Source organism: Tetragenococcus muriaticus DSM 15685 (assembly GCF_000423785.1).
Lineage (GTDB): Bacteria > Bacillota > Bacilli > Lactobacillales > Enterococcaceae > Tetragenococcus > Tetragenococcus muriaticus.
Window position 1 is genome coordinate 1 of sequence record NZ_AUIQ01000055.1, and the last position, 12,509, is coordinate 12,509.

The 12,509-nt window shown below is 36.2% G+C and carries 11 protein-coding genes and 1 pseudogene; 6 read left to right on the forward strand and 6 right to left on the reverse strand.

Features of this window, described 5'->3' with window-relative positions:
- Both G577_RS11875 and G577_RS0108335 read left to right on the forward strand, forming a co-directional pair.
- The coding region (locus G577_RS11875) for a transposase (RefSeq protein ID WP_211219230.1) at window positions 1-155 on the forward strand (155 nt) is incomplete at its 5' end.
- Between the two features lie 296 nt (window positions 156-451).
- A complete protein-coding gene (locus G577_RS0108335; RefSeq protein ID WP_028790814.1) occupies window positions 452-1,870 on the forward strand; it encodes an anion permease in 1,419 nt (472 codons plus the stop codon).
- Window positions 1,871-1,875: 5 nt separating this feature from the next.
- Here the strand turns inward: G577_RS0108335 and G577_RS0108340 are convergent, their stop codons facing one another.
- From G577_RS0108340 to G577_RS0108355, 4 genes are all read right to left on the reverse strand, one after another.
- Window positions 1,876-2,700: a Cof-type HAD-IIB family hydrolase gene (locus G577_RS0108340; protein ID WP_028790815.1), complete on the reverse strand. Its 825-nt coding sequence runs from the start codon at window positions 2,698-2,700 to the stop codon at window positions 1,876-1,878.
- A 169-nt stretch (window positions 2,701-2,869) separates the two neighbouring features.
- Entirely contained in the window at window positions 2,870-4,003 is a 1,134-nt protein-coding gene (locus G577_RS0108345; protein WP_028790816.1) for an aminotransferase class I/II-fold pyridoxal phosphate-dependent enzyme, read from the reverse strand.
- A 24-nt stretch (window positions 4,004-4,027) separates the two neighbouring features.
- Complete coding sequence (locus G577_RS0108350) at window positions 4,028-4,762, reverse strand: amino acid ABC transporter ATP-binding protein (protein WP_028790817.1); 735 nt, start codon at window positions 4,760-4,762, stop codon at window positions 4,028-4,030.
- Between the two features lie 12 nt (window positions 4,763-4,774).
- Entirely contained in the window at window positions 4,775-6,277 is a 1,503-nt protein-coding gene (locus G577_RS0108355; protein ID WP_028790818.1) for an ABC transporter substrate-binding protein/permease, read from the reverse strand.
- A gap of 274 nt (window positions 6,278-6,551) precedes the next feature.
- On the opposite strand from G577_RS0108355, the gene G577_RS0108360 reads away from it, so the two are divergent.
- Both G577_RS0108360 and yghU read left to right on the forward strand, forming a co-directional pair.
- The gene (locus tag G577_RS0108360; RefSeq protein WP_028790819.1) at window positions 6,552-7,082 is read left to right on the forward strand and encodes a type 1 glutamine amidotransferase domain-containing protein; all 531 of its coding nucleotides are present in this window, start codon (window positions 6,552-6,554) and stop codon (window positions 7,080-7,082) included.
- 75 nt (window positions 7,083-7,157) lie between these two features.
- Window positions 7,158-7,946, forward strand: a complete 789-nt coding sequence (yghU, locus tag G577_RS0108365) for a glutathione-dependent disulfide-bond oxidoreductase (RefSeq protein WP_028790820.1) — start codon at window positions 7,158-7,160, stop codon at window positions 7,944-7,946.
- Between the two features lie 77 nt (window positions 7,947-8,023).
- On the opposite strand, the gene G577_RS0108370 is transcribed toward yghU, so the two are convergent.
- Window positions 8,024-10,450, reverse strand: coding sequence for an ATP-binding cassette domain-containing protein (locus G577_RS0108370; RefSeq protein ID WP_028790821.1), 2,427 nt, complete (start codon window positions 10,448-10,450; stop codon window positions 8,024-8,026).
- A 136-nt stretch (window positions 10,451-10,586) separates the two neighbouring features.
- Here G577_RS0108370 and G577_RS0108375 point away from each other — a divergent pair, with 136 nt between their 5' ends.
- Together G577_RS0108375 and G577_RS0108380 are read left to right on the forward strand one after the other, a co-directional pair.
- Window positions 10,587-11,276, forward strand: coding sequence for a MerR family transcriptional regulator (locus G577_RS0108375; RefSeq protein ID WP_038024203.1), 690 nt, complete (start codon window positions 10,587-10,589; stop codon window positions 11,274-11,276).
- Window positions 11,277-11,405: 129 nt separating this feature from the next.
- A complete protein-coding gene (locus tag G577_RS0108380) occupies window positions 11,406-12,167 on the forward strand; it encodes a MerR family transcriptional regulator (RefSeq protein ID WP_028790823.1) in 762 nt (253 codons plus the stop codon).
- Window positions 12,168-12,276: 109 nt separating this feature from the next.
- Here the strand turns inward: G577_RS0108380 and G577_RS12655 are convergent.
- Window positions 12,277-12,509 (reverse strand): annotated as a pseudogene (locus G577_RS12655) (group II intron reverse transcriptase/maturase); the annotation flags it as partial.

A 12,509-nucleotide genomic window follows, 5' to 3' on the forward strand; every position in this document is an offset into this window, starting at 1 on the left:
CCACAGTGATTGACACGATCCGCTTTCAACTCTTCCATATCGCAGGAAGAGTCACGGAACATGCGCGAAAAATTCAAATTCACCTTTCTAGTACCAACGTTTATAACACGCTTTTCTGGGAAGTCCTTACGCGAATCCAGCGCTTGAATCTTTAACTTATTCTCTTCACTCTTTCCTTATAAAAAGCGTATTTTCCACCTTCTAGGAAGACCTTTACCCTTTTTTAGCGTTCTACAGTAGTTCTTTCCTGTGTTTGGTTCAAAAACGATAGCAAAAATAGAAAATAACACGAACAACAACCCTGTTGACCGGCCCGTTTAGTTATCCACAAATTTTTAGAAATCATTCAGGATAAATTTAAACTATCTATATAATTAAATGCAACATTAAAAAGTGTTATATTTATTTTAAAAGAAAAAATTTGCTTTAAAAGAAAGAAGGAAGTCTGTCGTTGTTATTAAGTAAAGAGCAATACAAAAAATTTCTATGGCCAGTGCTTGTGGGAGTCCTTTTGTGGTTATGCACATCGTTACGCCCAGAGCCCTTGTCTGCTGAAGCATGGCAAATGTTTGCCATTTTTGTTGCCACAATCATAGGCTGCATCACTCAACCTTTACCTATCGGGGCAATTTCTATTATTGGTTTTGTTGCTGCCACTTTAACCAACGTTATCGATATTGACACAGCGGTTGCTGGATTTGGAAATAGCAGTATCTGGTTGATTGCGATGGCTTTTTTTATTTCGCGCGGTTTTATTAAAACTGGTCTTGGCAGAAGAATTGCGCTTAATTTTGTTTCCTTATTTGGCAAAAGAACATTACAGCTAGCCTATTCAATCATTGGTGTTGATTTAGTTTTAGCTCCAGCAACACCAAGTAATACAGCACGGGCTGGCGGAGTGATTTATCCAATTATTCAATCTCTGGCTGATGCCTTTCACTCCAATCCAAAAGATGAAACGCGTCAGGATATAGGCGCCTTTTTGATGTTCACAGAATTTCATGGTGATATTATTACATCCGCCATGTTTTTGACTGCGATGGCTGGAAATCCGTTAGCGCAGGCATTTGCCAGCAATGCGAATATCACCATTAATTGGATAACTTGGTTTTTAGCTGCTTTAGTGCCAGGAATTATTTCTTTAATCATTATTCCATTTCTGATCTATAAAATATATCCACCCAAAATTAAAGAGACACCTAATGCTAAACAATGGGCTAATAAGCAATTAAAAGATATGGGAACTTTTTCACGCTCAGAAAAAATGATGAGTGGTATTTTTATCTTAGCGCTCATTTCATGGATGACAAGCAGTTTAACAGGCATAGACGCTACCTTAACAGCATTTATCGCACTAGCTTTATTGCTAATAACTGGCGTTTTAAGTTGGCAAGATGTCTTAAAAGAAACCGGCGCGTGGAACACCCTCACTTGGTTTTCTATTTTAGTCATGATGGCTACTCAACTCAATGAATTAGGCTTTATCCCTTGGTTTAGTCAATTAATTGTTGCTAATTTGGGCAATATGAACTGGTTTCTGGTTTTATGTTTACTATGTCTCATTTATTTTTATAGTCATTATTTCTTTGCTAGTGCCACAGCACATGTTAGTGCCATGTATGCAGCCTTATTGAGTGTCGCTTTGACAGCCGGTGTTCCTGGGCAACTAGCTGCGTTAATGCTTGGGTTCTTTGGTAGTTTAGTAAGCTCTACGACCCACTATTCGTCCGGTCCAGCACCGATTTACTTTGATTCAAAATTTGTCACACAATCTGAATGGTGGAAAATGAATTTCATTTTAGGAATCGTCTATATTATTATTTGGCTTGGTGTAGGAACGGCATGGACCAAAATTATTGGTATTTGGTAAAGTTTTTATAAAACATAGTCTCGAATTGCTTGTGAAACGCCGTGTTCATTATTGTTACAAGTGATTACATCGGATTTTTCTTTAACTGCTTGAGGTGCATTTCCCATCGCTACACCTAAACCTGCTAAGATCAACTTGGAAAGATCATTAAAGTTATCTCCAATAGTCATTACGTTTTCCAACGGTGTATCATAATATCTGGTAACTTCTATTAATGCCCTTTCTTTAGATACTTCCTTTGAAGTCACTTCTAGATAGTTATCTTTAGACAAATAAAAAGCACTGTCTTTTAGTTGCAAATTTTCTAAAAAACGATGAAGTTCATGAATCGTTTCAGGTTCTTCCACAAGTAATAGTTTGTGAATCGGAGGAGCATTTTCCAATAACAAAGACTGCAAATTTTGTTCTGCTGGTGACTCATTTGTAATAGCCGCTTCAATTTCAACCCATTTGTCCCGTTTGTCAACCATCCACTGTTCCCCAGAATACAGATTGACCGATACTTTAGGAAACTGTCTTTTAATAACCTCTAGTATTATTTGCACTTCTTCTAAGGCTACTAAATGTTCTTTGATTATTCGAAAATGATTCCCGTTTTCTTCTAAAATAAGCGCCCCATTGTAACAAACAATCGGATTCTGCCCTAGATCAAGTTCTTTGGATAAAGGGAAGACACCGCGGGGCGATCTAGCTGAAGCCAAGACAAAGGGAATATTGTTTTCTGTCAATTGTTGAATATTTGGTCTTAAACTTTCATCAATCTGATGCTGAGCATTCAAAATTGTGCCGTCGATATCGCTCATCACCAGTTGAATGTTAGGAGAGTTCATACGTCATATTTCCTTTCTTTTTGGTTATACTGTAACATGATCTGCAAAATAAAAAAGGGGATAAGAAAAAAGCCACTATTTTATTTAGAGACCTCCAAAAGTTAGATCGAAACGTTATCTTTTGGAGGTAGGTTCACTATATAGATAGAAATTTAGCAGCCCTTATATTTTATTGATTTAATGTTGCTAAAAAATCAGAAACACGCTCCAATCCTGCAATCATTTTTTCTTCAGGTTCACGAGCATAGCCCATCCGAAAACACTTTTCTAAATCAAAAACAAATCCCGGCATTAGTAATACACTTTTTTCTTCAATCACTTTGGCACAAAATTCTTCGGATGATAAAGAACTTTCGAAATAAGGTAAGGCAACCGTTCCACCTTTAAAAGGAGCATAACTCAATTTAGGCTCATTATCTAGCCACTTTTTAAATAAGGTAGCTCTCGATTGAGTAATTCCCAAGTTTCGTTGCTGTACGGCATTTTTGTGTTTTAACGCAAGAGCTGCGACATATTCATCGATAACGCCATTACTGATCATGGTATAATCGCGATGAATATATACGTCTTGCATAAATTTCACATCACGTGAAGCGATCCAGCCCAAACGTAACCCCGCCATTGCAAAAGCTTTTGACATACTACCTAGACTGACTCCCTTTTCATATAAATCCGCAACAGAAGTTGAAAACCCAATATTGTGCGTCAACCCTCGATAGGCTTCATCACAAATGAGGTAGGTGTCGTTTTTCCTAGCAATTTCTACCATTTTTTCTAAAGCCTCGTCATCGATTACATCGCCTGTTGGATTATTAGGATTATTAAACACAATCGCTTTGGTTTCAGGCGTTACTAAATGCATTAATTTATTTAAATCAAGTACGTAATCTGTTTCCGTTTTTTCTAAAAACAAGTACTCCATCTGAGCCCCGATCGATTCTGGTACAGAATAAATTTGCTGATAGGCAGGCAATATCGCTACTACATGATCGCCAGACTCAATGACAGTCATCATCGTAAGATGAGATGCACCTACTCCACCATTCGTTGAAATCACCTGTTCTTTTTGTATACTTTGATATAAACTAGCAATGCCCGAAAGATAATCTAGTCGACCTTCAATCGCACCATAATTTAATTTTATGGAAAATATATTTTCTTTGACTTGCTCCTCATCTTCCCCGGTTAATTCCAGCAATTCATTAATAGAAAGCGGCATAATAGAAGTGCTCGTTAAATTATAGTCCACAGTTGTTTCATATTTTGATAACCAACGTTCAACACCAAAAGGTTTAATATACATTCTTTCACTTCTTTCATTTTGTTATTAGTGTAATACTTTGCTTAGAAAATCAATAGTACGAGGATGCTCGGGATAATCAAAAAGTTCTGCAGGCGGACCTTCTTCTATGATTTTTCCTTCATCCATAAATAAGACACGATCGCCTACTTCTTTAGCAAATCCCATTTCGTGGGTGACAATGACCATTGTCATTCCTTCTTTAGCTAAATCTTTCATCACCTGCAAAACGTCGCCGATCATCTCTGGATCCAGCGCTGAAGTCGGTTCGTCAAATAGCATTACATCAGGTTCCATCGCCAAAGCACGTGCAATCGCAATACGCTGTTTTTGTCCTCCTGATAAAGAATTAGGATAGGCCTCGGCTTTATCCGCTAATCCGACTTGTTGTAATAAACGTGATCCGATTTCTTTGGCCTCATCTTCCTTTTTCAAACCAGCTTTAATGGGTGCAAGACAAATATTTTCCATCACTGTTTTATGCGGAAATAGATTAAACGACTGAAACACCATCCCCAGATTTTCCCTTACTTTGAAAATATCCATTTTAGGAGCTGTTAAATCAATCCCTTCAAATATCACAGATCCTTCTGTGGGCACTTCCAATAAGTTTAAACATCGCAAAAAAGTACTTTTGCCTGAACCAGAAGGCCCAATAACTACGACAACTTCTCCATTTTGAATGGTTGTATCAATACCGTTTAACACTTGGTTGGGGCCAAAAGTTTTGTGTAAATTTACAACTTTCATTAACTCTGTCATAACACTTCCTCCTTAAACTTTTGCTGATTTTTCGAGCCTTTTTTCTAGGAGCGAAACCAACCAGGAAACCAACCATGTGATCATAAAGTAAATAATCGCTGCAATAAATAAAGATTCCATTGTTCGATAAGTCGCTGCTTTAACCGTGTCAGCTACAAACATCAGCTCTGATACAGCAATCACAGAAAGTAAAGATGTCTCCTTAATCATTGAGACAAATTCATTCCCTAATGCCGGCAAAATATTCCGGGTCGCTTGTGGCAAGATAATTTCTTTCATTGTAATGCGTCGATTTAAACCTAAAGAATATCCAGCTTCCATTTGTCCACTATCCACCGCATTAATTCCGGAACGGATAATTTCAGCAACATAAGCGCTAGAATTAATCGCCAATGCGATACATCCTGGAATTAAACGTGCCAGATTGATATCCCAGACATGAATTGCTGGGATGGTTAAAATAGAAGATAAGCCAAAGTAAAAAATAAATACTTGCAGTAAAGCCGGCGTCCCTCGCAACACTTGGATATAGAAAAACGCAATAGTATTGATAAATTTATTAGAAGAAAGCCGCAGCATCGCAACAAAAACTCCCAGTAATGTCCCTACAATCACACAAACAAAAGCAACACCAATCGTTGTAGCAGTCCCTCTCAAAAACAAAGGGCCATAAACCTCTAAAGTATTTTGTGAATCTGTATCGCCTGCTTGAGTTTCTTCAATATTTTTTTCTAAAAGTTCGTCCATTTCACCATTTTCTTGCATTTCAGCAATAATTTGATTGACTTCTGCAATCAAGGCCTGACTTTCTTTGGGAAAAGCGATAGTTTGGGCTGTTTCCTCTTCAGACACCTCAATATCAATATCTGCAACTGTCAAATTAGGATAATTATCTAAATAATTACGAGCAGATAAATAACCAACAACGCCTGCATCTGCTGTCCCAGCATTAATTTCTGAAATCACTTCAGGCAATTTACCTAAGGCAACCGGTCGAGCCTCTTCTATATAGTCATTTAAAATCGTTTCTTGCGTCGATCCTTTTTGCGCTGCTACTTCCTGACCTGCTAAAGATTCAATGGAGGTATAACTATCTTCTTTATCTCTAGTTGTTAAGATAACAAAAGGTAAATCATGATAACTATCAGAAAAGCTAACGACTTCTTCTCTTTCCGGTGTTGGATTAAAACCCGCTAAAGCCATATCAAATTCTCCTTCTTGTACGCTTGGAATTAACCCATCAAATTTCATATTAGTGATTTCCAGATCGACGTCCAATTCTTCAGCTATTCTCTGAGCAACATCTATATCAAAACCGACAATCTCTTCTTGACCACCATTCATTCTAATATATTCTTTGGGTGGATTGTCTGCAGAAGTACCAATAGTCAAAGCCCCGCTGTCTAATACCTCTTGTAAAGAATCATCGGTTTGAGCTTGTGCTGAGGTTGTAAAATAAAAAAATAAAGACAAGATTGACGCTATACCTAATATAAAAACGCGAAGCTTTTTCATAGATTTACCTCCTAATTCACTAAAATGCATATTTATACACTTTTGCTTAAAACGAATCGTACCACTTTTCGTTCAGTAAAACAAAAAAATGTTTTTTTGAATCTTTATGCATTGAAAATGAACTCAAAAGAATGACTATTGGCTCGAATCTTTTTTAGTTACTTGATATTTTACTATAAAAGCCTCTTAATTGTTGTTCTATGATTTGTCTGTTACACTTAACTTACAGTGCTCTTATGAAGGAAACTATCATATAAGTAAAGGAGGAATTGTATTGAGTCTAAAAGATCATAAAGTTATCTCGTTGGTTGACCATGATTTTGATGATTTAGAACTATGGTATCCTGTTCTTCGTTTACGTGAAGAAGGCGCTCAAGTAGATTTAGTGGGACCAGAAGCTAAGCAAACATACGTTGGAAAAAATGGTGTGCCTGCTGAATCTAATTACGCTTTTTCTGATGTTAATCCAGAAGAATATGATGCAGTTATAGTACCTGGCGGATGGGCACCAGATAAACTTCGTCGTTTCCCTGAAGTAAAAGAGATCGTAAAACATATGAAAGATAACAACAAAGCTATCGGTGAAATTTGCCATGCTGGTTGGGTATTAATTTCAGCTAATGTTTTAGAAGGGAAAACGGTAACGAGTACACCAGGAATTAAAGACGATATGTCAAACGCTGGTGCTACATGGGTAAATGAAGCTGTGGTAACCGATGGTCAGCTTGTTTCAAGTAGAAGACCCCCTGATCTACCAGAATATTTACCTGAGTTGATTAAAGTAATGGAAAAATATCACCGCTAAACAAAAATAAACGAAAAAGCTTGGCACTTGCTTGCTTTTTCGTTTATTTTGCGATAAAAACAAGGAGTAGATATCATGTCAGATTACACAATTCCTAAAGTGTGGGAAGAAAATCAAGATCAAAAAGAGAATAAATTTGGAAACCAACCAGTAGCTGGTAGCCGTTTTGAGCAAAAGCTTCCGGTAGGAGAACAACCACTACAAGTTTATTCATTAAATACACCTAATGGAATGAAAGCAACGATTATGCTAGAAGAATTAAAAGAGGCTGGTATTAAAGACGCTAAATATGATTTATATAAAATCGATATTGGAGACGGCGATCAATTCGGTAGTGATTTTGTGAAAATTAACCCGAACTCTAAAATCCCGGCAATGGTAGATTATTCCTATGATGAACCGATTCGTGTATTTGAATCCGTATCTATTTTGCTATATTTAGCGGATAAATTTGATAAATTCGTTCCAAATTCCCTTGCTGAACGGACAGAACTTATGAACTGGTTATTCTGGCAAACAGGGGCAGCGCCATTTGTCGGTGGTGGTTTTGGACACTTCTATTACTATGCACCTTATGCGCAAGAATATCCAATTGATCGTTACACTATGGAAACTAAACGCCAACTTGATCTGCTTGATAGACACCTAGCAGATAAAGAATATATTAATGGTGATGAATACACGATTGCTGATATAGCAATATGGCCTTGGTACGGACGTCTTGTTCAAGGCGAACTATATGGTGATGCAGCTACCTTTTTAAATGCCCAAGAATATAAGAATCTAAACGCATGGGCAGATAAAATCGCTCAACGACCAGCTATTAAGCGCGCCATAAATATAGCGTATAAAGATATTAAATAAGATAGGTTTTCTAATGAATATATAGTCAGACAAAAAGCCAGCCCTTTATTATAGGGTTGGCTTTTTAGTTACAAGTTTTACAAATAAACTGATGTTTGTGTACTTGTCTTCCTAAACTGGGAAATATCCCCAACAAACATCAACTCTCCTCCACTATCACCACCACCAGGTCCTAGTTCTACAATATAATCCGCTTGTTTGATTACGTCTAAATTATGTTCGATAAAGAAAATCGTATTACCATCTTCAATCAAGTTTTGGATTAATTTCATAAAATAAAATACATCAATTTTATGCATCCCTGTCGTTGGTTCATCCAAAATAAAAAGATGGTTATTCCCTTTTTGTTTAGAAATAGTTCTAGTAAGACGTAGACGTTGCATTTCACCACCAGACAAAGAATCTGTGCCTTGTCCTAAGGAAATATAAGCAAGGTTTGTTTTTGTCAAAAACTGTAGAGGTTTACTATTCAGGCCATTCCTCACAAAAAAATCGATCGCTTCTTCAATTGAAAATTCTAATACATCTGAAATCGAATATCCATCAACTTTAACTTCTAAAATCTCATCTTTATATCTAGTACCATGACAAATGGGGCATGTCAATTCTATATTTTCAAAAAATAGTTGATTACTTTCAACGACTCCTAGCCCTTGGCAATTTGGACATCGGCCATTCCCCGCATTAAATGAAAAATCTGAAGAAGAAAAAGAAAGATTGGCTTTCTTTGATTTCTTAGCAAAAAGAGCACGAACATCATCAAAAACATCTAAGTAAGTAACGATAAGTGAACGCTTATTCCGTGTTGGTCTTTTTTGTGTAATAACTATAAGATCTTTGAATCCTTTGTTCCACTGAACCGTCTTACTATCTTCTAGTTGATTTTGAGCAATTTCTTGCAAAAGTAAACTCGATTTCCCAGAGCCTGAAACACCAGTGATAACAGACAGACAATTAGCAGGAAGTTCGAGTGACAGGTCTCTAAGATTATGTGTTTTTGCATTTTTCACTTTCACAGCCGTTTGTTTTGTATCGCGCTGATAACTATTTTGCTGATAAATGGCACGTTTTGATTGAAATAGTAATGAATAAGAAGTATTTTCTAATTCATCATAAGTACCAGTTGTAACGACTTTACCTCCAAATTCTCCAGATCCAGGCCCAATTTCTACTACATGATCTGCCTTTCTAATAACTTCTTCATCATGTTCAATGACTAATAACGTATTATTTCGCTCTTTGACTTCATTAATCATCGCTAGTAACCCCGCCGTGTCAGAAGCATGCAAACCAATTGTCGGCTCATCAAGAATAATAATTAACTCTGTCATTTGTGAATCTAAAACAGCTGCTAATTTGATTCTCTGCATCTCCCCACCGGAAAGTGTAGAGTATTGACGATCTAGGGATAAATAGACGAGACCTAATTTAGAAATACGCTTGATTTTCGTTTCTATATCCAGAAGATAATCCTCGACGAAAGATTTCAGCTGTTCGTTTTCGTTTATTTCATACACCCAATTTAATACATGATTTAGATCACCTTTTGTAATTTCAGGTAATCTTTGATTACACACTGTAACCAACCTACTTAATGCGTTTAGTTTTTCTCCATGACAATCAACACAAGTGTCTTCTTTAATAAATGGTTTAAGATTTTTGGGTATATCTTTTTCCTCAGCAATTTTTTGCCAAATTTTTGGTTCAATACCTTCATACTTTCCTTCAGCTACTTTGGTAGGCAGCTTTTCTTTTTGCTCTTTCGTTATTTCACTTGAATATATCCCGTATTTTAATAGGTCCAATTGTTCTGAAGTAAATTTCTTTAGCGGAATATCTTCTGGAACAGAGATTTCAAGATATTTCAATAAAGCAGCGTACGATTTAAATTGGTATTCAGCATAACCTTTAGGCCAAGTAGCAATTCCTCCATTAAGTATCGTTTGATCTTTTTGATAAAGGCTGTCTTTAATAACTAGGGTCTTTCCCATTCCCTTACAAGTGGGGCAAGCGCCAGCTGTTGTGTTAAAAGAAAAATGCGAACGCGTCAACTTCTCCATCCTATAATGACAGTGTGGACAATACATATACACGTTATATTCTCCATCAATTTTTTCAGTTTCTTCTTTAGCATTACTTGCTGAAATGATTTCTTGGCAATTAGGACAACGACGTTGATGCAATTTTTCAAAAATCATACGTAAATCTGTATAAAGATCGGTTTGCGTGCCTAGAGTAGAACGTGGATTATCATTTCGATTTTCTTGATCAATGAGAATCGCAGGAGATAAGTTTTGTATTTGGTCTACTTTAGGTTTGGGAGTCCCTTGGTAATTCATAGCCTCTAAATATTGTCTTTGCGATTCAAGATACAAAGTATCTTTAAGCAGTGTTGTTTTTCCAGAACCAGACAACCCTGTGATAACCGTAAATTTATTTCTGGGAATATCTAAGTCAATATTTCTTAGATTTTTCTCATAAGCGTTTTTTATTTTTATATTCATTTCATCACCTCAATATTTATCCTATCAAATTGAAGCAATATTCTATTTTTCTATAAAAAATCGCTACTATTTCTTGGTCCATGATACAATAAAATGAACTAAGGACTTTAAGGTTTTGTTTAAAGGTTGTGAGAAAATGACGTATACAATGAAAGAAATGGTTGAATATATAGGTGTAAGCAACACCACTTTAAAACGATATGAAAATAACGACTTAGTCCCTTCTGTTTGGTATACAAAAGGCAGTCACAGAAGGTATGGAGAAATACATGTCATTGCTTTTAAGACAATTCGCAGTCTTTTGCAAGGTTTTGACATTCCTGTAGCGTATCAACTAATGAGAGCCGCAAAAGAAAAGAATTTTACAGAAGCTCATTGGCTAATTGCCCAAACACAGGAAAAATTAGTAAAGAAAAAAGAAACGTTGAGAATGCATAAAGAATTTATCCTTACTTTTCCACAAAAATCAATGAAAAAACAAACATTGCGCATTGGGGAACTAGCAAAGTTCGCTGATGTCGAAGCTTCCACCATCCGTTATTGGGAAAAACGAGGGCTTATTGAAGGAATTCGAGATAAAAGTAGTGGGTACCGCTTTTTCGAAAGGAATGAAGTTCGTAAAACAATTATCATCACTTTATTGCGTAAAAGTATTTATAAAATTGAAGATATTAAAAAAATAGTGGACGAAATCGAGGACAAAAATCTGGCGAGTATAAAAAAGCATTACACAATAGTTAATGATGAACTCGATAATCAATTGGCAATGCAGCTAAAGGCGATTTCTTTTTATATGGATTATTGCGAAAAACTAAAAAGTAGTTGAATAATTAAACTAAAATAGGAGGTGATAAAAAGTTTTTAACCTCCCTCAACCCTATAATTTATAATAAACATAAAAAGCTTGACCTTTACGTTGCGTAAACCATTATAGTAATCATCGAGGAGGGAAACAATGGAATATACGATCAAACAAATCGCCGATATAGCTAACATAAGTACGCGAACTCTGCGCTATTATGATCAGATTGCTTTGTTGAAACCAGCAAAGATTTCAGACGCTGGTTATCGCCTGTACAGTGAAAAAGAAATCGATCGGTTACAACAAATTCTTCTTTACCGTTCGTTAGGAATCAAGTTGTCACAGATCCAGTCCATCATAGACGATCCAATCTTTCGTACACTTGATGCACTACAAGAACACCAACGTAATCTAGAAACAGAAAAAGAAAAAATCGATCAGTTGTTAGCTACTGTGAGAAAAACTATCCAATATCAAAAAGGAGAAATTCAAATGACCGAAGCAGAAAAATTTGAAGGATTAAAAAAAGAACGTTTAAATGAAAATGAAAGGCTATATGGAGAAGAAATTCGAGAAAAATATGGGGAAGAAATGGTTGAAAGGTCGAATGAAAAATTTATGAACCTTAATCAGGAAGATTACCAAAAGATGCAGGAACTAGAGGATAGGTTATTTGCTCGCTTAAATCAATTAGCAGAAACAAGAGATTTAGAAACACCAGAGGCAAAAGAAGTATACGAGATTCATAAACAATGGCTATCCTATACTTGGCCGAACTATTCAGCGGAAGCGCACAAAGGCTTAGCACAAATATATATTGCAGATGAACGTTTTGCCAATTATTACAACAATCGCGCAGGAAAAGAGGTTGTTTCACTTTTACACGACGTAGTTGTTAAGTATGCTAAAGATTGATAATGATAAAAGTATCACTACAAAATAGGGTAGAGGGGAAATAAATTTCCGCCCCTCCCGTCGCACCGTACGTACGGTCCTCGTATACGGCGCTACATTTGTACTGTTTTCACGCTTTATTTAGATAGTAGGATAAAGGATCAACCAATCCAGGTCGATCCTTTTTCTTTATGGCTAAAACTTTCGGACTTAACGTAAAGTTGACAACGTCCATCCCGCATTTCCTATACCAACCTAATCTAGAATTAGCGACCTTATAAATGTCTTCTTTCTTGAAATGACACTTGAATAGTCGATTCAATTATTGTAAATTCATATAGATTCGTCGCGGAAGTTTCCATT